The following is a 21,010-nucleotide window of genomic DNA, read 5'->3' on the forward strand; positions in this document are numbered from 1 at the left end:
GACAATGGCCGACAAGGACAACGACCCCGCCGCGGCGTGGCAGGCCATGCTCGGCGAGATGAGCAGAGGCTTCACCTCACTCGCCAATCAGGCGATGGCCTCGCCGGAAGTCGCCAAGGTGGTCGGCCAGGTCGGCGGCGCCACCGCGGAGGCGCAGAAGCAGTTCGGCGAGATGATGGAGAAATATCTCGCCAGCCTCAACGTCCCGACGCGCGCGCAGATGGACGAATTCGCCGCCCGGCTGTCGGCGATCGAAGCGCGGCTCGATCAGCTCACCGCGGCGATCGGCCAGGGTCGCGAGGCAGCTGGCGACGATCCGTCACCGAAGCCACGATCCAAATAGGGCGCTTGGGCGGCCGCGGCGTCCTCCCGAGGGGATGAGCAGTTTCAGGACAGGAGGCGCAAAGACGCACCCGTTAAGATCTCTTTTACCACTCGATTGTCCCCCGCAATCAAAGGGTTAAGCCCGTCGCGGAATGTTGCATTGCACAATTTTGTTGCAATGCAACATGGATTGTGCCATGTTGAATTTGCCCCGGGCCGCATCAGGACAGGGCGAGACCATAGCTCACCCACCGAGGATGGAGACACCCGATGACAACCGACACTCACGAAGCTGCGTTCGACACCGTCAAGCAGGCGTTCGCTCCGGTCACCGACGCGTTCAAGAATTTCCAGAATCTGGAAGTCCCGGAAGCGACGCGTGATTTCATCAAGCGCGCTGCCGGCACCGCCAAGGACAAGGCCGCCGACTTCCATGCGGGTTCGGAGAAGGTCACCGCCGCGATCGAAGAGGCCGTCACCAATTCGGTCAGCGAAGCCGCCAAGATCACCCGCAACATCCAGCATGCTTTCTTCTCCGACACGCAGGCGTTCTTCGCCGGCCTCGACCGGCTCGCGTCGGCGAAGTCGATCAACGAAGCGGTGCAGATCCAGTCCGATCTGGTTCGCTCGCACGGTGAAGTGCTGGTGTCGCGTGCCAAGTCGAGCACCGAATATTTCGGCAAGCTGGTCGGCGACAGCGCCAAGTCCGCTCAGGACAATCTGAGCAAGACCTTCAGCAAGCCGCTCTGATCGGCATCTGCCGATCGCGCGCCGATTGTCTGATCAATGAATTCTCGGCCCGCGCAAGCGGGCCGTTTCTTTTTGGGCACGACACATCCCGTCGCCCCAGGGCGCGCGCAGCGAGGCGCGCAAGGGCGCGCACCTCGGCAATGACGGTTTTTGCTAAGCCCGCCGCGCCACGGCGGCCGCCGGACGCGCGGACTTTTTGCGCGCCGCGCCGGACGCGGTTTTGGCGTCGCCCTCGGTCTCCTCCATCGCCTGCTCGGCGCCGGCGACCATCAGGGTCGTCACCATTCTGGCATAGGTCTCGCGCGACAGGCCCTTGCCTTCGCGGAACCAGAGATAGTGCCAGTTCAGCATACCGAACAGCGACATCGTCAGCGGCTTCAACAGATGCGGCCTGGCCGTCGCGGCGGGGATCGCCGCGCTGATCGCATCCGACATCAGGCTGACGAGCTTGCGCTCCAGCGCCTTCAACTCTTCCTGCTGCTCGGGCGGCAGCAGCTTGAGGCTGGAGATCTGCACCTGGTGTTCGGCGTCGGCGCCGCGATAGGCCTCGAGCAATGCCGCCGCGATCGCGAACAGCCGCTCGTTTGCGTCGCCATCTGAATGCGCGGCGGCTTCGACCACGCCGACGAGATGTTGCAGATGGTCGGCGAGCAGATCGAACAGCACCGCGTCCTTGGAGCGGTAGTAGTGATACATCAGCGCCTTGGAGACGCCGCAGGCCTCCGCGATCATGGTGATCGAGGTTCCGGTGTAGCCGTGCTCGGCGAACAGCTTTGCGGAACGGCTGAGGATGCCGAGGCGTTTCTGATCGTAATCGTTCGCACGTGTGCGGGCCATTTCGGCGCTCTACCTTGCTTGCCGCAGTGCGTCATGCGCGACCTGCGGATGATCCGGTTCCGACACTTGCATTGACCGTCCAATTGGTCAATTATAATCCGCATAACTGCTCCAGGGAGGAACGACGATGTACACCCAGGCGCTCAATGTCTCCGACGGCGACGACCGAAATCTGGAGGATGCCGGCCGCGCCGCGCAGTTTCAGGCGCGGATCGACGCGGAGGAGCGGATCGAGCCGAACGACTGGATGCCGGCGGCCTATTGCAAGACGCTGACGCGGCAGATTTCCCAGCACGCCCATTCCGAAATCGTCGGGATGCTGCCGGAAGGCAACTGGATCACCCGCGCGCCGACGCTGCGCCGCAAGGCGGCCTTGCTCGCCAAGGTGCAGGACGAGTGCGGTCACGGGCTGTATCTCTACGCCGCCGCCGAGACGCTCGGCGCCTCGCGCGAGGAGCTGGTCGATCAGATGCTGAGCGGCAAGGCGAAGTACTCCTCGATCTTCAACTACCCGACGCTGACCTGGGCGGATATCGGCGCGATCGGCTGGCTGGTCGACGGCGCCGCGATCATGAACCAGATCCCGCTGTGCCGCTGTTCCTATGGCCCCTATGCCCGCGCGATGATCCGCGTCTGCAAGGAGGAGTCGTTCCACCAGCGTCAGGGCTACGAGATCATGTTGACACTCTGCCGCGGCTCCGCCGAGCAGAAGGCGATGGCGCAGGACGCCCTGAACCGCTGGTGGTGGCCGTGCCTGATGATGTTCGGCCCGCCGGATCAGGCGAGCCAGCACAGCGACACCTCGACCAAATGGAAGATCAAGCGCTTCTCCAACGACGAGCTACGCCAGAAATTCCTCGATGCCACCGTGCCGCAGGCGCATTACCTCGGCCTGACGCTTCCCGATCCGGCGCTGACGAAGAACGAGGCGACCGGGCATTGGGACTACGGCGCGATCGACTGGGATGAATTCAAGCAGGTGTTGGCCGGCAACGGCCCGTGCAACCGCGATCGCCTCGCGGCGCGGCGCAAGGCGCATGACGACGGCGCCTGGGTTCGCGACGCCGCGGTCGCCTATGCCGAAAAGCGCAAGAACAGACTGGCGGCGTAAGCGCTCCGCTTTCCTTTGGGAGGATCATCAATGAGCACGCCGAATACAGCGCTGTGGGAAGTCTTCATCCGCAGCCGCAATGGGCTCGCGCACAAGCATGTCGGTTCGCTGCACGCCGCCGATGCGACGATGGCCTTGCAGGCCGCGCGCGACATCTACACCCGCCGCGGCGAAGGCCTGTCGATCTGGGTGGTGCCGTCGAACGCGATCACGGCGTCCGATCCCGCCGAGGCCGGCATGATGTTCGAGCCCGCCGAGAGCAAGATCTATCGCCATCCGACGTTTTACGAGGTGCCCGACGACGTCGGGCATATGTAGTTCACGTCGATGGCCGCCGGCACCCGTCGCCGGATCCGTCAAGGTTCGCTGCGCGCGCACCTCGGGATGACGCCGCTGTGCAACTGATCAGCGCCTAAGCAGAGTAACAGCCGATGTCCACCACCTCGATCGAGATTGCCGACACGCCGCTCTTCATCTACGCGCTGCGCCGCGCCGACGATGCGCTGATCCTCGGGCACCGGCTGTCGGAATGGTGCGGCCATGCGCCGATGCTCGAAGAGGACATGGCGCTGTCGAACATCGCGCTCGACCTGATCGGTCAGGCGCGCGAACTCTACAGCTATGCCGGCCAGGTCGAGGGCAGGGGCCACGACGAGGATCGGCTCGCTTATCTGCGCGACGAGCGGCAGTATCGCAATCTGCTGCTCGCCGAACAGCCGAACGGCGATTTCGCCCGCACCATCGCGCGGCAATTGTTCTACTCGGCGTTCGCCGATCCCTATTGGCGGGCGATGATGGGCTCGCGCGATGCGACGCTCGCGGCGATCGCCGCCAAATCCGAGAAGGAAAGCGCGTATCATCTCCGCCATGCCTCGGAATGGATGATCCGGCTCGGCGACGGCACCGATGAAAGCCACCGCCGCGCCCAGGATGCGATCGACGCGCTGTGGCCCTTCACCGGCGAGATGTTCGATATCGACGACGGCGAGCGCAGCCTGATCGACGCCGGCATCGCGATCGATCCGGCGACATTGCGCGAGCGCTGGCAGGGCACGATCGCGGCGGTGCTGTCGGAGGCGACGCTGACGCTGCCGGGCAATGCCTGGATGCAGCAGGGCGGGCGCAGCGGCCGGCACACCGAGCATCTCGGCCGCTTGCTCACCGATCTGCAATACATGCAGCGCTCGCTGCCGGGCCTGACATGGTGAGTCCCGCGCCCGGCGACGCCGAGTTGCGCCAGCGCGCCTGGGACGCCGCCGCGACCGTGGTCGATCCGGAGATTCCGGTGCTGACCATCGCCGATCTCGGCGTGCTGCGCGAGGTCTCCGTCGCTGAAGGTCGCGTCGAAATCGCGATCACGCCGACCTATTCGGGCTGCCCGGCGATGAACATGATCACGCTGGAAATCGAGATGGCGCTGGCGCGCGCCGGCATCAGCGACGCGCGCGTCAGAACGGTGCTGGCGCCGGCCTGGACCACCGACTGGATGAGCGCGGAAGGCCGCGCCAAGCTGAAGGACTACGGCATCGCGCCGCCGCAGATCGCCAGCTCCCGCCGCGCTCTGTTCGGCACGCTGGAAATCGCGTGTCCGCAATGCGGCTCGATCGACACCGAGCAGCTGTCGGAATTCGGCTCGACCTCCTGCAAGGCGTTGTGGCGCTGCAAGGCCTGTCGTGAGCCGTTCGATTACTTCAAGTGTCATTGACCCGGTTGCCGCACCCATGAACATCTCCGCCACCATCCCGCGCTTCCATCCGCTCACCATCAGCGACCTGCGTCGCGAATCCGGCGACGCGATCTCGCTCGCTTTCGCGATCCCGCCGGACTTGGCCGATGCCTATCGGTTCGCGCCGGGCCAGTATTTGACGCTGCGGACGACGATGGACGGCGAGGAGGTGCGGCGCTCTTATTCGATCTGCTCCGGGCCCGACGACGGCGAATTGCGGATCGCGGTGAAGAAGGTCGATGGCGGTGCGTTCTCGGTGTGGGCGACCGAGGAGCTGAAAGCCGGCGACACCATCGACGTGATGACGCCGACCGGCCGGTTCGGCGTCGCGCACGCGGTCGGCGAAGTACGCACCTATGTCGGCTTCGCCGCGGGCTCGGGCATCACGCCGATCCTGTCGCTGGTGAAGGGCGTGCTGGCGCGCGAGACGGCGAGCCGGTTCTTCCTGTTCTACGGCAACCGCACCACCGACCAGATCCTGTTCCGCGAGTCGCTGGAGACGCTGAAGGACCGCTATCTCGATCGGTTCGCGGTGTTCCACGTGCTCTCTCAGGAGGAGCAGGACGTGCCGGTGATGCAGGGGAGGCTCGATCGCGACAAGGTGCGACTGCTGCTCACCGCGATGGTGCCGGCGTCGTCGGTGGATCACGTCTTCGTCTGCGGCCCGACCGGAATGAGCGACGATGTCAAGGCGGCGTGTCGCGAACTCGGCCTCGCGGAGGAGCGCATTCACGTCGAGCGCTTCGTCTCCGGCCTCGGCGGCAAGCCGCGGCCGAAAGCGGTCGTGGCGCCCGGCGCGCCACCGAAGGCGATCGCGTCGTTGATCATCGACGGCAAGCGCCGCGAGGTGCCGGTCGCGGAGGGCGAAGCGATCCTCGACGCCGCGCTGCGCGCCGGAGTCGACCTGCCGTTCGCCTGCAAGGGCGGCATGTGTTCGACCTGCCGCGCCAAGCTGGTCGAAGGGCAAGCGCCGATGGAGCTGAACTACTCTCTGGAGCCGTGGGAATTGCAGGCGGGATTCATCCTGACCTGCCAGGCGAAACCGACCAGTGACCGCGTGGTGGTCGACTACGATCACTTGTAACAGTCCCAAGTTCGTCATTCCGGGGCGTGCAGCGAAGCTGCGTGAACCCGGAATCTCTGAAACAAGCGGTCACATCCAGGTCCGTCATTCCGGGGCGCCGCGCAGCGGCGAACCCGGAATCCATACTCCCTGGACTCTCGGTGAATTCGTTGAAGTTGATTGACGCATGCCGTGCCCAACAACGAGCACAGGGGTTATGGATTCCGGGTTCGCGAGCTGCGCTCGCGCCCCGGAATGACGAACGAGAGGGAAGCGTTCTGCGATCAGCCGTAGTCGAGCGCTTCGCGCCTCACCCCTTCGGCCGCTTGTCGTACACGCGCTTCGCCTTGCCGAGTGAGCGCTCCAGCGTGTCGGGCGGCACGACCTTGATCGTCGTGCTGATGCCGATGGTGTTCTTGATGTAGGTGGCGACGCGCTCGGCGTGGGGCACGAGTCCCGCGCCGTCCCAGCTTTCCGGGCGCGCTTCGGCGAGTACGGTCATCTCGTCCATCCGGCCCTGGCGGGTCAGTTCGATGATGAAATGGCCGCCGCACCAGTCGGTGCCGAGCAGCACTTCCTCGATCTGGGTCGGGAACACGTTGACGCCGCGCAGGATGATCATGTCGTCGGAGCGGCCGGTGATCTTCTCCATCCGCCGCATTCCGGGCCGCGCCGAGCCCGGCAGCAGCCGCGTCAGGTCGCGGGTGCGATAGCGGATCACGGGGAAGGCTTCCTTGGTCAGCGAGGTGAATACCAGCTCGCCGGTCTCGCCGTCGGGCAGCACCGCGCCGGTCGTGGGATCGATCACTTCGGGCAGGAAGTGATCCTCCCAGATGTGCAGCCCGTCCTTGGTCTCGACGCACTCCTGCGCGACGCCCGGGCCCATCACTTCCGACAGGCCGTAGATGTCGGTGGCGTCCATGTCGAACGCCTGCTCGATCTCGGCCCGCATCGCGTTGGTCCAGGGCTCGGCGCCGAACACGCCGTATTTCAGCGACGATTTGCGCGGGTCGAGGCCCTGCCGTTTGAATTCGTCGAGGATCGCCAGCATGTAGCTCGGCGTCACGGTGATGATGTCGGGGCGGAAATCGTTGATCAGTTGCACCTGCCGCTCGGTCATGCCGCCCGAGACGGGCACCACGGTGCAGCCGAGCTTCTCGCCGCCGTAATGCGCGCCGAGGCCGCCGGTGAACAGGCCGTAGCCATAGGCGTTGTGCAGGATCATGCCGCGGCGGGCGCCGGCCGCGCGCAGCGACCGCGCCATCACCGTGGCCCAGGTGTCGATGTCGTTCGCCGTATAGCCGACCACGATCGGTTTGCCGGTGGTTCCGGAGGAGGCGTGGACGCGGACCAGTTGTTCGCGCGGCACCGCGAACATGCTGAACGGGTAGTTGTCGCGCAGATCGTTCTTCTGCGTGAACGGGAATTTCGCAAGGTCGGCGAGTTCGCGAAAATCCGACGGATGCACGCCGACGCGGTCGAACGCGGTCTTGTAATGCGCGACGTTGTCATAGGCGTGCTTCAGCGTCCAGCCGAGCCGCCTGGTCTGCAGCGCCACGATCTCGTCGCGCGAGGCGCGTTCGGTTTCGTCGAGTTCGGCGCTGTAGCCCGCCGGTGTCTTGAACTGATGGATGCTCGCGGCCATCGCTCTGGTCTCCCTCAGCGTTGTTCGGTGTCTTGCGGCGGCACCAGCGTCCCGCCGATCGCGCGCGAATTGCCGCGGAATTCCGCGATCACCACGCCGCCCGAGGTGACGCGGACGTCGTAGATGCCCGAGCGCCCGGCGCGGGTGACCTCGCGCGCGCTCGCCACCAGTCTGGCGCCGAGCTTGCCCGGGCGGATGAAGCTGATCGCGCCCTGCGCCGCCACGGTGTTCTCGTTGCGCGAGTTGCAGGCATAGGCGAAGGCGGAATCCGCCAGCGTGAAGATGAAGCCGCCATGCGCGATGCCGTGGCCGTTGACCATTTCGGTGGTGACGGTCATCGAAAGCGTCGCATGGCCTTCGCCGATCTCGACGATCTGCATGCCGAGCGCCTTGCTGGCGTGGTCGTTGGCCCACATCGCGTCGGCGCAGGCGCGCGCCAGTTCGTCGGGCGCGAGGTCGGTCGTCATGGTCAATGCGCTCTCCCGGTGAATGTCGGCGCGCGTTTGCCGATGAAGGCGTCGACGCCCTCGGCGTAGTCCGGCGTGCGCCCGGCCTGGCGCTGCAGGTCGCGTTCGAGATCGAGCTGCGCATCGAGCGTCGAGGTCGCCGCCGCCGCCAGCGCCTGCTTGATCAGCGCCAGCCCCTGGGTCGGCTGGGTGGCGAGATGCGCGGTCAGCGCCTCGGCTTCGCTGATCAGCCTGTCGTCGTCGGCGACGCGCCAGATCAGCCCCCAATTCGCAGCGGTCTCGGCGCTGATCGGCTCGGCCAGCATCGCCAGCCCGCGCGCCCGCGCGTCGCCGATCAGACGCGGCAGAAACCAGGTGCCGCCGGAATCCGGCACCAGGCCGATCTTGGCGAATGACTGGATGAATTTCGCCGAGCGCGCCGCGATCACCAGATCGCAGGCCAGCGCGATATTGGCCCCGGCGCCGGCCGCGGTGCCGTTCACGGCGCAGACGACGGGCTTGTCGAGCCCGCGGATCTGCCGCACCAGCGGATTGTAGAAGGTCTCGATGGTGACGCCGAGATCGGGCGCGGAGCCCTCCGCGACAGTGACGTCGGCGAGGTCCTGCCCGGCGCAGAAGCCGCGGCCCGCGCCGGTCAGCAGCACGGCACGGCAGGCCGGATCGCGCGCCCCGTCGAGCGCCGAGGCCAGCGCGCGATGCATCGCTTCGTTGAAAGAGTTCAGCCGGTCCGGACGGTTCAGCGTGACGACGCGCCAAGACCCCCGATCGTCGATCAGGATTTCGTCCACGTTTCTCTCCCGTTTTGTCTCACCACGTCCGCGGGCTCTCGAAAGCCTCTTGAATTAAACGATCGGTCAGTCAATTATTAGCCCAAGCCACCATCGTGTCAACGGCCTGCGCGCGGGTCAAATCGCGCGACCTGCCGACGGCCCACAGGGAGAGACCATGACCACCACGCTGCAAAGCCTCGCGCTCGATCGCTGGACCACGCCGGAGACCGGCCTTGTCGATATTCCGAGCGCGGTCGACGGCCGCGTGGTGGCGCGCGCTTCCAGCGCGGGGCTGGATTTCGCCGCGATGGTGCGACACGCGCGCGACCTCGGCGGGCCGGCGTTGCGCAAGATGAGCTTCCACCGCCGCGCCGACATGTTGAAGGCGCTGGGCGCCTATCTCGGCGAGCGCAAGGAGATGCTGTATGCGCTGGCGGCCGACACCGGCGCCAATCGCCGTGACAACGCGATCGACATCGACGGCGGGCTGGTGACGCTCGCGGCCTACGCGTCGCGCGGTCGCCGCGAATTGCCGGACGCGCGTTTCGTCACCGAGGGCGAGGCGGAGTCCCTGTCGAAGCGCGGCAGCTTCGTCGGCCAGCACATCCTGTCGCCGCTGCACGGCGTTGCCATCCACATCAACGCCTTCAACTTCCCGTGCTGGGGCCTGCTCGAAAAGCTCGCGCCGGCGCTGCTCGCGGGCGTGCCGGTGATCGCCAAGCCGGCGACCGCGACCGCCTATGTCACCGAGGCGCTGGTGAAGCTGATCCACCAATCGGGCCTGCTGCCCGCCGGCGCGCTGCAACTGGTCTGCGGCGGCCTCGGCGATCTGTTCGATCATCTGGGCGGCCAGGATGTGATCGCGTTCACCGGCTCGATCGAGACCTCGGAAAAGCTGCGCGCGCATCCGAGCATCGCCCTGCATTCGATCCGTTTCATCGCCGAGCGGGATTCGCTCAACGCCGCGATCCTCGGCTCCGACATCACGCCGGCCGATCCGGAGTTCGATCTGTTCATCCGCGAAGTGGTGCGCGAGATGACGGCGAAGGCGGGACAGAAATGCACCGCGATCCGCCGCGTGCTGGCGCCGCGTGCGCAGGAGGCGGCGGTGATCGAGGCGCTGAAGGCGAAATTCGCTGAGGTCCGGCTCGGCGATCCGCGCCACGACGACAAGGCGATGGGGCCGCTGGTCAGCCGCGATCAGCGCGACGCGGTCCGCGTCGCCATCGCCGCGCTCTCGACCGAGGCCGAGATCGTGTTCGGCAATCCGGATTCCTGTAGCGGCGAGGGCATCGACACCGAGGCGGGCGCCTACATGTCACCGATCCTGCTGCGCGCCAGGGATCCGATGCAGGCGCTGGAGGTCCACGACACCGAAGCGTTCGGCCCGGTCGCCACCGTGCTCGCCTACGACGATGTCGATCAGGCGATCGAACTGGTTCGTCGCGGCGAGGGCAGCCTGGTCGCGTCGCTGTTCACCAACGACGATGGCGTCGCCGAACAGATCGCGCTCGGCATCGCGCCGTGGCACGGACGGCTGCTGATCGTCGATCGGGATTGCGCCGCGGAATCCACCGGGCATGGCGCGCCGCTGCCGGCGCTGGTGCATGGCGGGCCGGGCAGGGCCGGCGGCGGCGAGGAACTCGGCGGGATGCGCAGCGTGGCTCACTACATGCAACGCACCGCGATCCAGGCCTCGCCGCGCAGGCTTGCGGCGTTGACCGGGACCTGGAGCCGCGGCGCGCCGGCTCCCGCCGCATCCGTGCATCCGTTCACGCGCAACTACGACGAACTCGTGGTCGGCGAGAGCATCGAGACAGCGAGCCGGCCGATCACGCTCGCCGACATCGAGCACTTCGCGCATTTCACCGGCGATACGTTCTACGCGCATATGGACGAGGCGGCGGCGAAGGCCAACCCGTTCTTCCCCGGCCGCGTCGCCCACGGCTATCTGATCCTGGCGTTCGCCGCCGGGCTGTTCGTCGATCCGGCCCCGGGTCCGCTACTCGCGAATTACGGCCTCGACAATCTGCGCTTCCTCAAGCCGGTCTCGCCCGATGACGCCATCCGCGTGAAGTTGACGGTGAAGCAGAAATCGCCGGCCCGCCGTCCGGAATATGGCGAGGTGCGCTGGGACGTCGAGGTGGTCAATCAGAACGACGAGCCGGTCGCCCGCTACGATCTGCTGACGATGAGCGCGCGGGCCAAATAGCGGCGCAGGAGAGACAGTGACGCTTGACAAAATTCCTAATGTGAATATAGTCCGCGTCGTCCTGTCCGTGAGGGGCGCTTCTCGAGGGCGCTTGTGAAGCGGGACAGATCACTCGGCTGGGCAACCAGCCGGGTCAATGGCTCGGCGAAGCGAGCGTGAGCTCGCGGGGACGAGTTGGATGCGGCGCCCGCGCGCTGTGCCTCGCAAGCACACGTCCGGGCGGCTTCGGGTCACGGTCCGGGCCTACTATGGGGCTCTGCCGCTGACGTCGGCTGAACGTGGCGCAGGCGAACGTCGGGAAACCGTCGGGATGGAGTTCGATGAACTCGCCTGCACCCGGAAGCACCGCCCCGAAGCCGCATGAACGCCGCGGTGGGCGCGCCGATGAGGCGAGCGCGATTGCTTCATTGAAGTAATCGCAACAACCACCAAACCCCGCGCCTCCCGGCGCGCCCCCACCCCTCGCTGTGACAGCGACGGGCGCATAGCTCGGGCTCATCGGAGCCGCGAGGCCAATTTGCCGTGGCTGTTTGATATTTGAATCGGAGATCGTGATGGGGCACAGCGCGCCCATCACTCACGCCCCGTCATCGCCCGGCTCGACCGGGCGACCCAGTACTCCCCAGCGCCGGCGTGACCGCCGTCACGCGGCGCGCGCGGAACGCTCTTGCGACATCGCAAGTCGCAGCACATCGCGATAGGACGGCGCGACCGCGACGCGGCCGATCAGCGCCTTGTCGCGCAACAGCCGATGCGCTTCGGGGAGATTGTAGCAGGGCAGGTACATGAACAGATGATGCTCGGCGTGATAGTTCACCCAATACGGCGCGATCAGCAGACGCTCGAGCGGGTTGGCGAGCGTGGTGCGCGCCTGGCTGAACGGATCGGCGCTGGTCGAGGTGCAGGCGTGCTCGGCGATGTTGCGGATCCGCGTCACCAGCGGCAGCCAGGTCGCCATTGCGAACAGCCAGACGCCGACGAACCAGACGCCGGCGCCGCACAGCCAGAACACCACGAACAATGCGAGATTCGCGGCCAGGAAGCGCTTCGTCCGGTCTGCGCCGCTGGCGACGAAGCTCTCATGCGTCACGTCCTCGCGCGCGCGACGCGTCGCAAACAGCGCTTTCAACAACGGCAGCCGCTGCTTGACGAACGTCTGCCCGGTGAGGTCGCGGATCGCTTTGCGCAGAAAACTCTGTTTGCTGATCGGAAACGGCGCCGACAGCGACAGGTCGGGGTCTTCCGGCTGCTGGGTGTATTTGTGATGCTGCAGATGGTAGCTGCGATAGGCCGCAAGATCGGCGCCGACCGGCACTGCGCACAGCCATTGCCCGATCCACTCGTTGAGCTTTTGATTGCGATGCAGCCCACCATGCGCGGCCTCGTGCATCAGGATGGCGAGGCCGAGTTGCCGCGTGCCGACGATCATCACCGCGATCAGCCAGGTCAGCGGATTGGGCCAGATCGTCACCAGCGCCATTGCGGCGGCGATCGTGCCCCAGGCGTGTGCGACGAGCCACACCCCGCGCGCCGAACTGCGCCGCGTCAGCCGCGCCCATTCCTCGGCGCTGAAGATCGTCTTCGGATCGATACGCGCCACTGCCGGCATCGCGGCCTCCCTGTTTTTTCGGCAGTGTCGCGTGCAGCTGCGCCGCCGTCAATCCGCGGCGCGGGTGACGATCTTCACGTCCGAGGTCAACGTGCGATGCACCGGGCACTTGTCGGCGATCTCGAGCAGTTTGCTACGCTGTTCGGCATCGAGATCACCGTCGATCGCGATCACGCGCTCGATCCGGTCGAGCAGGCCGACCTTGGTCTCGCAGTCGGTGCAGTCCTCGGCGTGGACCTTGGCGTGGCTGAGCGTCACCGTGACGCGATCGAGCGGCAGCTTCTTGCGTTCGGCATAGAGCCGCATCGTCATCGAGGTGCAGGCGCCGAGCGCCGACAGCAACAGATCGTACGGACTAGGCCCGGAATCCGCGCCGCCGACCGCGACCGGTTCGTCCGCGAGCAGGCGATGCGGCCCGACGCTGATCCGCTGCTGAAACGTGCCGTCGCCGGTCTCCTGAACGATGACGTTGCGCGGCACCTCCGGCGCACCGGTGGTCGCGGGCGGCAGCTCCGCCTCGATGTAGCGCTCCGCCCAGGCGGCGATCACATCGGCCGCGTAGCTCGCGTCGCGACGGTTGCTCAAGAGGTGATCGGCGCCGTCCAGCGAGACGAAGCTCTTCGGATGTTTGGCGGCGATGAAGATCTTGGTGGCGTTGTCGATGCCGACGGTGGTGTCGGCCGGCGCATGCATCACCAGCAGCGCCCTGTGCAGCTTCGCGATCTGCGCCGTCAGATTGTGCTCGCTGGCGTCGTCGAGAAATGCGCGCTTGATGGTGAAGGGACGCCCGGCCAGCGAGACCTCGACGCTGCCTTGTGCGCGGATCGCATCGATATGCTCTGCGAACAGGCCCACGACATGCGACGGATCGGACGGCGCGGCGATCGTCGCAACCGCCTTCGCCTCCGGGATCTGCGCCGCGGCCGCCAGCACCGCGGCGCCGCCGAGGCTGTGCCCGATCAGCAGCGACGGCGCCCGGTGAAGCTTGCGCAGATGATCCGCGGCGAGAACCAGATCGGCGACGTTGGACGAAAACGTCGCATTGGCGAATTCGCCCTCGCTATTGCCGAGCCCGGTGAAGTCGAATCGGAGCACCGCGATGCCCCGCGCCGCCAGCCCCGCCGCGATCCGCCGCGCCGCGAGATTGTCCTTGCTGCAGGTGAAGCAATGCGCAAACAGCGCGAACGCGCGGGGGGGCGGAGTCGGGCAGGTCGAGCGCGGCGGCGAGCTGATGCCCGCCGGTGCCAGGAAACTGAAAACGTTCGATCGCCAAGGCGGTGCTCCAGAGATGGGATTCCGGGATGCACGCATCCCGGAATTAGGAAATCGTGGATGAGATCGTCCGACGCGGCGCTCTGGTATCAGGTCGATCAGTTCGCTCGACCGAATAGCAGAGGCAGTTTACGCGGACCGCGAACCGTCCCTTCCGACCAGCGTACTTTCTGTGACGGATCGAGTCGGAATTCGGGAATCCGCTTCAGCCATTCCTCGATCGCGACCGTCATCTCCATGCGCGCCAGATTGGAGCCGACACAGCGATGAATGCCGAGCCCGAAAGCCACGTGCGGGTTTTCCTTGCGGTCGATCCGAACCTGATCGGCGTCGGGAAACACCGATGGATCACGGTTGGCCGAGGGGAACGACAGCAGCACCATGTTGCCGGGCTTCACCGGGCAGCCGGAGATCGTGGTTTCCTTCATCACTTCGCGCGCCATCGTCACCGGCGAATAGGCGCGAAGGAACTCCTCGATCGCGGTCGGCATCAGCTCGGGCTCGGCGACCAGTCGCGCGCGATCGTCCGGATGCGTCGCCAGATGCCACAGCGTGGCGCCGATCGCGCTCCATGTGGTGTCGATGCCGGCGATCAGCAGCAGCCGGAGTGAGCCGAGCACGTGGACGTCGGACAGCGGCTGGCCGCTCGCATCGCGCGCATTCATCAGCGTCGAGATCAGGTCGTCGGTCGGATGCTGCTTGCGCTTGGCGATGTGGCCGAGGAAATACACACTCATTTCCTGGATCGCCTTCATCATCACCGCGTCGTCGTTGATCCCGAGTTCGAGGATCTCGTGGATCCACTGGATGAACTGATCGCTGTCGCTCTCCGGGATGCCGAGCATGACGCAGATGGTCTTGACCGGAATGTGCTTGCTGTAGTCCGCCGCCGCGTCGCAGCTGCCGTTTTCGATGAACTGGTCGATCAGCTCGTTGCAGATCGCGCGCACGCGCGGCTCGAGCGCGGCGACGGCGTCGGGCGTGAACGGCGGCAGCAGCAGCCGCTTGGCTGGCTTGTGCTCCGGCGGATCGGATGTGATCGGTGGCGCGGATTGCACCGGTTCGGGCCGGCTGTTGCGGACGATGACGCGTCGCGACGAGAAGTGATCGGTGTCGTAGGAGATTTCCTTCACCGCCGCGAAGGTGGTCGGCATGTAACAACCGAGAAAGCGCTCGGTGTGAACGACGGGGCCGGCAGAGCGCATTTCATTCCAGATCGGGAAGGGATCGTCGGTCCAACGCGGGTCGGTGTGATCGAAGTCGTTGACCCAATCGGTGACAGGCGTTCGCTCGGTCATTCGCGCGGTTTCCTCTGGTTTTCGTTGCTGTTGCGGTCTGCGCCGCGACTTGGTGGTTCAACTTGAGGGATCGACTCGAGGATCGGCTTGGGCGTTCAGTCCTCCGTGATATCGATCGCGACTTCCGGACAGTTGGACTTGGCGAGCCACGCCTTGTCGATCAGTGACGCGGGCACGCTGCCGTCGCCTTTCTCATGCGCGTTGCCGTATTCGTCGAGATCGAACAATTCGGGCGCAAGCGCCTTGCATCGCGCATGGCCCTGGCACTTGTCCTGATCGACATGGATCTTGAGCGTTTCCGACATCGGCTGTTCCCCTTGGGTCCGCCTAGGCGGCGGATCTGTTGTGACGCGTCGAGACTAGCACAGCACGTCACGACCGCCAGCCCATGTCGAAAAGCCCGGAGGTTTGCCGAAGCTCTGAGACTTGCCGAGCGCTCAGAGGCTTGCAGGCGCGGGCCGCGGATTGATCGGCGTCGAGCCGCGCAGGCCGAGAATGTCCTCGAGCACAGCTGCGCCGGCGAGCAGGCCGGATTCGTTGCGCGGCCGCGCGATGATCTGCAGCCCGACCGGCAGACCGGTCGCGGTGAACCCGCAGGGCAGCGACAGCGCGGGGCAGCACACCAGCGTGATCGCATAGACGATGCCCAGCCACTCGACGTAGTTGTCGAATGTCTTACCGTTGCATTCGGCGAGGTAACGCTGCTCGATGGGAAACGGCGCGGTGATCGTCGCGGGGCACAGCAGCAGATCGTAGGTCTTGAAGAACTCGATCGTGCGCGCCGCCATCGCCACGCGCTGCGCTTCGGCCTTCGCCAGCTCGTCGACGCTGAGCTTGAGCCCCTGTTCGATGTTCCAGATCACTTCCGGCTTCAGCAGCTCGCGCTTGCTGCGCAGCAGATCGGCCTTGCTGATCGCGAAGTCGAATGCGCGCAGCACCTGGAAGCAATCATGCGCCTCGCGCAGATCAGGCTGGGCCTCCTCGACGGCGACACCGGCTTCGATGAAGCGCTCGGCCGCCCTGCGGGTGATCGCGGCGACTTCCGGATCGACCGGCGTGATCCCGAGATCGGGCGAATAGGCCACGCGCAGCGGCTTGGTGCGCGCGCGCGCGGCGGCGAGAAACGATGTCGCCGGCGAGGGCAGCGACAGCGGATCTGCGGCGTGCTCGCCGCTCATCGCGTCGAGCAGCAGCGCGACATCCTCGACATTGCGCGCCATCGGACCCTGCACGCCGAGATTGCGATCGATCTTCGCCGTCGGCGTATGCGCGACCCGGCCGAAGCTCGGGCGCAGTCCGACCACGCCGCAGAAGCTCGCGGGGTTGCGCAACGAGCCGCCCATGTCGGAGCCGTGCGCGAGCCATGCGGTGCCGGTCGCGAGCGCAACCGCAGCGCCGCCGGACGATCCTGCGGCCGAGCGGGACAGGTCCCACGGATTGCGCGTCGCCCCGAACACCTCGTTGAAGGTGTTGGCGCCTGCGCCGAACTCCGGCGTGTTGGATTTCGCATAGACCACGCCGCCATTGGCTTCGAGCTGTTCGACCATGAGGTCGGAGCGGTCCGGCACATGGTCTTTGTAGATCGGCGAGCCTTGCGTGGTCAGCACGCCTTCGACAGCGGTGAGGTCCTTGATCGGGACGGGCAGGCCGGCCAGCAGACCGCGCTGCGCTTTCGGTCTTTTCATCAAGGTGGCGGCACGTTCGCGGGCGCGATCGAAGCACAGCGTCGGCAGCGCATTGACGGCGCCGTCGACTTCGGCGATGCGCTGCTCCAACGCGTCGAGCAGGTCGAGCGGCGTGACGTCGCCGGACTCGAGCCTGTCGACGATCGCGCAAGCCGTCGCCTGAATCAGCTCCTGATGTGCCGCCATCCTGTTGTTTCTCCCGACTTGATCGGCCGGCCATGTGGGCGCAATGCAGACCGTTGATTGGACGCCGTCAACTACGACGCAATGGGTAGCCCGACCGGCTTTCCAAGTCGCCTGTTCGAGTCTTATATCGGACCATGACTCTCTTCTCACAGAATGGCTCGAACGGCCACACCCTCGCTGGATTCTGGCGGCTGTCGCGACGATTTTGGCTGGCGGGAAAGCCCTCGGTGACTGGGCTGATCGTGCTGATGATCTCGGTCGTGTTGCTGCAGCTTCTCGTGCAGTTTTATCTCAATCTCTGGAACAGGCACTTCTTCGACGCGCTCGAGCGGCGGGACGCTGGCGAACTCTGGACCCAAACTTCGGTGTTTTTGGTCTTGGCGAGCGCCAGCATCGTCCTGACTGCGACCTCGGTGTGGGCGCGGATGACCTGCCACCGTAAATGGCGCGAGTCGATGACGCGCGCGATCCTGGAGATCTGGTCGCGCAAACGGCACGACGTCTCAATGAACGGCCAGGATCATGGCGCTGAAAATCCCGAGTACAGACTCGCCGAGGACGTCCGGGTCGCAACCGACGCGCCGGTGGATCTGATCCTCGCTTTCCTGTCCTCGGTGCTGACGGCACTGACATTCTTCAGCGTGCTGTGGAGCGTCGGCGGCAGCATCGTCGTCAGCCCGTTCGGCCACCGAATCGAAATTCCGGGATATCTGGTGCTCGGCGTGATGGGCTACTCGACGCTGATGACCGCGCTGATGCTGTGGTTCGGACGCCGGATGACCAGCATCAGCGAGCAGCGCAACCAGAACGAGGCCGAGTTTCGAGCTGCCGCCGAGGTGTTGCGCGGCGGCTATCCGGGGAGCGAGGCCGATGTAGCGTCATGGATGGACCAGTTGCATCTGCGGCTGCAGGCCGTGCTGCGGTCCTGGCGCAACCTGTGCTGGCAGCTGGTCGACATGACGCTGGTGTCCCACGCCAACTTCCTGTTCGCTCCGGTCGCGGCTTATTTTCTCTGCTTTCCGAAATATCTCAGCGGCGCGATGTCGCTCGGTGAGGTGACGCAGAGCGCGGCGGCGTTCGTCACCGTGCAGGGCGCGGTCAACTGGCTGGTCGACAACTATCAGCGGCTGGCGGATTGGCGATCATCGGCTAACCGCGTTGCGGCGTTGCTGTCGACGATCGACCGGATGCCCGAGCAGGGCGAGGCGGCCGCGAATAGCGAGAGCCGCGAAGTCGCGCCGCACTGATCGAGCGGCGCGACAATCGACGGCGACGCGCCTGACGCGCCGCCGTCGCGTTGCTTTACGCGGTCGCGCCGCCGCGGGCCTGACGAATGACGTCCGCGTACCAATTGAACGACGCCTTCGGAATCCGCCGCTGCGTCGCGTAGTCGATATAGGTCAGGCCGAAACGCACGCCGTAGCCCGACTCCCATTCGAAATTGTCGAGCAGCGACCAGACGAAATAGCCGCGCACGTCGGCGCCGGCGGCAATCGCCGCGTCGAGGCCGGAGATGTAGTCGTGCAGGAAGGCGACGCGGCCGCGATCGATCACCGCGCCGGTGTCGTCCGGCTTTTCGATGTTGCTGCCATAACCGTTCTCGGTGACGTAGACCGGCTTGCCGTAGCGTCGGCTGACCTCGATCAGCGTGTCGCGGAAGGCGTCCGGTTCGATCGTCCAGTCGATGGGCGTCCGCGGAATGCTGTCGGGCTTCGCGCCCCAGCCGAGCCCGATGATCGCATTCGGATCGGAGTTGATGTAGACCGGGCTGTAGTGGTTCAGCCCGAACCAGTCGAGCGGCCGGTGAATCTGCTCCATGTCACCCGGCCTGACGTGCGCCGCGAGCGCGTCGCGGATCAGGGCCGGATACTCGCCGAGATATTGCGGATCGGAGAAGGCACAATTCCAGTAGTCGCCGATCAGCGCGGCTTCGGCGATGTCCTCGGGCTTGTCGCTCGATGGGAAGATTGGTTGATAATTTGTAACCAGGCCGATCTGTGCGTCCGGCACCGTCTCGCGCAGCGCATCGACCGCGGCGCCATGGGCGAGATTGACGTGATGGATCCAGCGGTGGAGCTTGTCGTCGGCGCTGCGGTCGCGCGCCCCGAAGGAGCGGCTGAACAGGCTGAAGATCCCCGGTTCGTTGAATGTTGCGAACCGCTTCACCCGCTTGCCGTAACGCTCGCCGATCAGCCTTGCATAGTCGGCGAACCAGCCGACGATGTCGCGGTTGAGCCAGCCGCCGCGGTCTTCCAGCGCTTGCGGCAGGTCCCAGTGATACAGGCAGATCCACGGCTCGATCCCGGCGGCCTGAAGTTCGTCGATCAGCCGGTCGTAGAAGGCGAGGCCGGCTTCGTTCACCGCGCCGTCGCCTAGCGGCAGCACGCGCGGCCACGCAATGGAGAAACGATAGGCCTGCACGCCGAGCGCCTTCATCAGCGCGACGTCTTCCTTGTAGCGATGATAATGGTCGCAGGCGACGTCGCCGGTGTCGTTGTTGGCGACTTGTCCGGTGCGGCAATAGGTGTCCCAGATGCTCGCGCCGCGGCCGTCTTCGTTGGTGGCGCCCTCGATCTGAAAGCTCGAACTGGACACGCCCCAGATGAAATCGGGCTTGACGTGCAAAAGTGATGGATGACCCGGCATCGGCATCTGGGTCGGCGGTGTGAGCGTGTCCATGACTCTTGTCTCCGGATTGCGAGTTTGAGTTTTGATACGCCCCGCCGTCGAGCGCCGCGCTTGCGCTGGATCAAACCGCGACGTTGTGCCGCCAGCGCTGCTTGCATCAAGCGATCGCAATACATCCGAACGGCGCAGCGCTGCAATCATGGCTGCCTTGCGCAATCGTGGGGTCAGCATTCGCCTTTGGACGATCGATTGGTGCGGTGCAGCGTTGATTGCCCGCGCAGTTTGGGCCACATGCTGACGCTGAATCACTGCGCAGCTCACGAATTCGAGGGACAAGCCTTGAATACCAAGAAGAACGAATATCGGATCGCGGTTATTCCGGGAGACGGCATCGGCAAGGAAGTGATGCCGGAGGGACTGCGCGCGCTCGAAGCCGCGGCGAAGAAGCACCGCGTCAAGCTCGCGTTCGATCATTTCGACTTCGCGAGCTACGACTACTACGAAAAGCACGGCCAGATGATGCCGGACGACTGGAAGGAAGCGATCGGCGGTCACGACGCGATCTTCTTCGGTGCTGTCGGCTGGCCGGAGAAGATCCCCGATCACATTTCGCTGTGGGGCTCGCTCATCAAGTTTCGCCGCGAGTTCGATCAGTACGTCAATCTGCGCCCGGTGCGGTTGATGCCGGGCGTGCCGTCGCCGCTCGCCGGCCGCAAGCCGGGCGATATCGATTTCTGGGTGGTGCGCGAGAACACCGAGGGTGAGTATTCATCGGTCGGCGGCCGTATGTTTCCCGACACCGACCGCGAATTCGTGACGCAGCAGACGGTGATGACCCGGACCGGCGTCGACCGGATTCTGAAATTCGCGTTCGATCTGGCGCAGTCGAGGCCGAAGCGGCATTTGACCTCGGCCACCAAATCGAACGGCATCTCGATCACAATGCCGTATTGGGACGAGCGGGTCGAGGCGATGGCGAAGCGCTATCCCGATGTGAAGTTGGACAAGTATCACATCGATATTCTCACCGCGCATTTCGTTCTGCATCCGGATTGGTTCGACGTCGTGGTCGGCTCCAATCTGTTCGGTGACATTCTGTCGGACCTCGGTCCGGCCTGCACAGGGACGATCGGGATTGCGCCGTCCGGCAACATCAATCCGGAAGGCAATTTCCCGAGCGTGTTCGAGCCGGTGCACGGCTCGGCGCCGGATATCGCGGGGCAGGGCATCGCCAATCCGATCGGGATGATCTGGTCGGGCGCGATGATGCTGGAGCATCTCGGCGAGAAGACTGCCGCCGACGCGATCGTCAAGGCGATCGAACGCACGCTCGCCGAGCGGACGCTCCGCACCCGTGATCTCGGCGGTCAGGCCGACACGACCGCCTGCGGCAAGGCGGTGGCGGAGATGCTGGAGTAGGCGCTCCG

19 protein-coding genes and 1 pseudogene are annotated in these 21,010 nt (G+C 65.5%); 10 read left to right on the forward strand and 10 right to left on the reverse strand.

What is annotated here, in order from left to right:
* Positions 1-4: 4 nt before the first annotated feature.
* Positions 5-343 (forward strand): poly(R)-hydroxyalkanoic acid synthase subunit PhaE, encoded by a 339-nt coding sequence (locus BMY71_RS09370; RefSeq protein ID WP_011502241.1) that lies wholly within the window; start codon positions 5-7, stop codon positions 341-343.
* 251 nt (positions 344-594) lie between these two features.
* Positions 595-1,074 (forward strand): phasin family protein, encoded by a 480-nt coding sequence (locus tag BMY71_RS09375; protein ID WP_092683305.1) that lies wholly within the window; start codon positions 595-597, stop codon positions 1,072-1,074.
* 153 nt (positions 1,075-1,227) lie between these two features.
* On the opposite strand, the gene BMY71_RS09380 is transcribed toward BMY71_RS09375, so the two are convergent.
* Positions 1,228-1,911: a TetR/AcrR family transcriptional regulator gene (locus BMY71_RS09380; protein WP_092683307.1), complete on the reverse strand. Its 684-nt coding sequence runs from the start codon at positions 1,909-1,911 to the stop codon at positions 1,228-1,230.
* 127 nt (positions 1,912-2,038) lie between these two features.
* Between BMY71_RS09380 and paaA the strand changes: the two genes are divergently transcribed.
* The 5 genes from paaA to paaE all read left to right on the forward strand — a co-directional run bounded on the left by paaA (position 2,039) and on the right by paaE (position 5,832).
* A complete protein-coding gene (gene paaA, locus BMY71_RS09385; protein ID WP_092683309.1) occupies positions 2,039-3,022 on the forward strand; it encodes a 1,2-phenylacetyl-CoA epoxidase subunit PaaA in 984 nt (327 codons plus the stop codon).
* Between the two features lie 30 nt (positions 3,023-3,052).
* Positions 3,053-3,340: a 1,2-phenylacetyl-CoA epoxidase subunit PaaB gene (paaB, locus tag BMY71_RS09390; protein ID WP_092683311.1), complete on the forward strand. Its 288-nt coding sequence runs from the start codon at positions 3,053-3,055 to the stop codon at positions 3,338-3,340.
* Positions 3,341-3,453: 113 nt separating this feature from the next.
* A complete protein-coding gene (paaC, locus tag BMY71_RS09395) occupies positions 3,454-4,230 on the forward strand; it encodes a 1,2-phenylacetyl-CoA epoxidase subunit PaaC (RefSeq protein WP_092683313.1) in 777 nt (258 codons plus the stop codon).
* Positions 4,224-4,727, forward strand: a complete 504-nt coding sequence (paaD, locus tag BMY71_RS09400; protein WP_041805231.1) for a 1,2-phenylacetyl-CoA epoxidase subunit PaaD — start codon at positions 4,224-4,226, stop codon at positions 4,725-4,727. Before paaC ends, paaD begins: the two co-directional genes overlap by 7 nt.
* 16 nt (positions 4,728-4,743) lie before the next feature.
* On the forward strand, positions 4,744-5,832 hold the full coding sequence (gene paaE, locus BMY71_RS09405; protein ID WP_139202617.1) for a 1,2-phenylacetyl-CoA epoxidase subunit PaaE: 1,089 nt from the start codon (positions 4,744-4,746) through the stop codon (positions 5,830-5,832).
* A gap of 289 nt (positions 5,833-6,121) precedes the next feature.
* On the opposite strand, the gene paaK is transcribed toward paaE, so the two are convergent.
* From paaK to paaG, 3 genes are read right to left on the reverse strand one after another with little or no spacing between them, the layout of a single operon-like run.
* On the reverse strand, positions 6,122-7,456 hold the full coding sequence (gene paaK / locus BMY71_RS09410) for a phenylacetate--CoA ligase PaaK (protein ID WP_092683315.1): 1,335 nt from the start codon (positions 7,454-7,456) through the stop codon (positions 6,122-6,124).
* 14 nt (positions 7,457-7,470) lie between these two features.
* Positions 7,471-7,923, reverse strand: coding sequence for a hydroxyphenylacetyl-CoA thioesterase PaaI (paaI, locus tag BMY71_RS09415; RefSeq protein ID WP_092683317.1), 453 nt, complete (start codon positions 7,921-7,923; stop codon positions 7,471-7,473).
* Between the two features lie 2 nt (positions 7,924-7,925).
* Positions 7,926-8,711: a 2-(1,2-epoxy-1,2-dihydrophenyl)acetyl-CoA isomerase PaaG gene (gene paaG, locus BMY71_RS09420; RefSeq protein WP_092683318.1), complete on the reverse strand. Its 786-nt coding sequence runs from the start codon at positions 8,709-8,711 to the stop codon at positions 7,926-7,928.
* 157 nt (positions 8,712-8,868) lie between these two features.
* Between paaG and paaZ the strand changes: the two genes are divergently transcribed.
* Positions 8,869-10,905, forward strand: coding sequence for a phenylacetic acid degradation bifunctional protein PaaZ (gene paaZ / locus BMY71_RS09425; protein ID WP_092683320.1), 2,037 nt, complete (start codon positions 8,869-8,871; stop codon positions 10,903-10,905).
* Between the two features lie 643 nt (positions 10,906-11,548).
* Here paaZ and BMY71_RS09430 read toward each other — a convergent pair.
* The 5 genes and pseudogenes from BMY71_RS09430 to BMY71_RS09450 all read right to left on the reverse strand — a co-directional run bounded on the left by BMY71_RS09430 (position 11,549) and on the right by BMY71_RS09450 (position 16,955).
* Positions 11,549-12,514, reverse strand: coding sequence for a fatty acid desaturase family protein (locus BMY71_RS09430; protein WP_092683322.1), 966 nt, complete (start codon positions 12,512-12,514; stop codon positions 11,549-11,551).
* Positions 12,515-12,562: 48 nt separating this feature from the next.
* Positions 12,563-13,787: pseudogene (locus BMY71_RS09435) on the reverse strand (bifunctional alpha/beta hydrolase/OsmC family protein).
* A 97-nt stretch (positions 13,788-13,884) separates the two neighbouring features.
* Positions 13,885-15,084, reverse strand: a complete 1,200-nt coding sequence (locus BMY71_RS09440; RefSeq protein WP_011502256.1) for a cytochrome P450 — start codon at positions 15,082-15,084, stop codon at positions 13,885-13,887.
* Between the two features lie 95 nt (positions 15,085-15,179).
* On the reverse strand, positions 15,180-15,389 hold the full coding sequence (locus BMY71_RS09445) for a ferredoxin (protein ID WP_011502257.1): 210 nt from the start codon (positions 15,387-15,389) through the stop codon (positions 15,180-15,182).
* 132 nt (positions 15,390-15,521) lie between these two features.
* Positions 15,522-16,955 carry an amidase gene (locus tag BMY71_RS09450; RefSeq protein ID WP_092683323.1) on the reverse strand — a complete coding sequence of 478 codons (1,434 nt, stop codon included), beginning with the start codon at positions 16,953-16,955 and terminating at the stop codon, positions 15,522-15,524.
* A 134-nt stretch (positions 16,956-17,089) separates the two neighbouring features.
* Here BMY71_RS09450 and BMY71_RS09455 point away from each other — a divergent pair, with 134 nt between their 5' ends.
* A complete protein-coding gene (locus tag BMY71_RS09455; RefSeq protein ID WP_011502259.1) occupies positions 17,090-18,202 on the forward strand; it encodes an SbmA/BacA-like family transporter in 1,113 nt (370 codons plus the stop codon).
* A gap of 55 nt (positions 18,203-18,257) precedes the next feature.
* Here the strand turns inward: BMY71_RS09455 and BMY71_RS09460 are convergent, their stop codons facing one another.
* Positions 18,258-19,634, reverse strand: coding sequence for a GH1 family beta-glucosidase (locus BMY71_RS09460; RefSeq protein ID WP_011502260.1), 1,377 nt, complete (start codon positions 19,632-19,634; stop codon positions 18,258-18,260).
* Between the two features lie 240 nt (positions 19,635-19,874).
* On the opposite strand from BMY71_RS09460, the gene BMY71_RS09465 reads away from it, so the two are divergent.
* The gene (locus tag BMY71_RS09465; protein ID WP_430715323.1) at positions 19,875-21,002 is read left to right on the forward strand and encodes a tartrate dehydrogenase; all 1,128 of its coding nucleotides are present in this window, start codon (positions 19,875-19,877) and stop codon (positions 21,000-21,002) included.
* Positions 21,003-21,010: the final 8 nt, after the last annotated feature.

This window comes from Rhodopseudomonas pseudopalustris (assembly GCF_900110435.1).
Classification (GTDB): domain Bacteria; phylum Pseudomonadota; class Alphaproteobacteria; order Rhizobiales; family Xanthobacteraceae; genus Rhodopseudomonas; species Rhodopseudomonas pseudopalustris.

Excerpts from the sequence above, each read along its gene's own strand:
- paaK (WP_092683315.1), bottom strand. The coding sequence starts at position 7,456 with ATGGCCGCGAGCATCCATCAGTTCAAGACACCGGCGGGCTACAGCGCC.
- BMY71_RS09460 (WP_011502260.1), bottom strand. The coding sequence starts at position 19,634 with ATGGACACGCTCACACCGCCGACCCAGATGCCGATGCCGGGTCATCCA.
- paaE (WP_139202617.1), top strand. The coding sequence starts at position 4,744 with ATGAACATCTCCGCCACCATCCCGCGCTTCCATCCGCTCACCATCAGC.
- paaD (WP_041805231.1), top strand. The coding sequence starts at position 4,224 with ATGGTGAGTCCCGCGCCCGGCGACGCCGAGTTGCGCCAGCGCGCCTGG.
- paaA (WP_092683309.1), top strand. The coding sequence starts at position 2,039 with ATGTACACCCAGGCGCTCAATGTCTCCGACGGCGACGACCGAAATCTG.
- paaB (WP_092683311.1), top strand. The coding sequence starts at position 3,053 with ATGAGCACGCCGAATACAGCGCTGTGGGAAGTCTTCATCCGCAGCCGC.
- BMY71_RS09450 (WP_092683323.1), bottom strand. The coding sequence starts at position 16,955 with ATGGCGGCACATCAGGAGCTGATTCAGGCGACGGCTTGCGCGATCGTC.
- BMY71_RS09375 (WP_092683305.1), top strand. The coding sequence starts at position 595 with ATGACAACCGACACTCACGAAGCTGCGTTCGACACCGTCAAGCAGGCG.
- BMY71_RS09370 (WP_011502241.1), top strand. The coding sequence starts at position 5 with ATGGCCGACAAGGACAACGACCCCGCCGCGGCGTGGCAGGCCATGCTC.
- paaC (WP_092683313.1), top strand. The coding sequence starts at position 3,454 with ATGTCCACCACCTCGATCGAGATTGCCGACACGCCGCTCTTCATCTAC.
- BMY71_RS09380 (WP_092683307.1), bottom strand. The coding sequence starts at position 1,911 with ATGGCCCGCACACGTGCGAACGATTACGATCAGAAACGCCTCGGCATC.
- BMY71_RS09445 (WP_011502257.1), bottom strand. The coding sequence starts at position 15,389 with ATGTCGGAAACGCTCAAGATCCATGTCGATCAGGACAAGTGCCAGGGC.
- BMY71_RS09440 (WP_011502256.1), bottom strand. The coding sequence starts at position 15,084 with ATGACCGAGCGAACGCCTGTCACCGATTGGGTCAACGACTTCGATCAC.
- BMY71_RS09455 (WP_011502259.1), top strand. The coding sequence starts at position 17,090 with ATGACTCTCTTCTCACAGAATGGCTCGAACGGCCACACCCTCGCTGGA.
- paaZ (WP_092683320.1), top strand. The coding sequence starts at position 8,869 with ATGACCACCACGCTGCAAAGCCTCGCGCTCGATCGCTGGACCACGCCG.
- BMY71_RS09430 (WP_092683322.1), bottom strand. The coding sequence starts at position 12,514 with ATGCCGGCAGTGGCGCGTATCGATCCGAAGACGATCTTCAGCGCCGAG.
- paaI (WP_092683317.1), bottom strand. The coding sequence starts at position 7,923 with ATGACGACCGACCTCGCGCCCGACGAACTGGCGCGCGCCTGCGCCGAC.
- BMY71_RS09465 (WP_430715323.1), top strand. The coding sequence starts at position 19,875 with ATGCTGACGCTGAATCACTGCGCAGCTCACGAATTCGAGGGACAAGCC.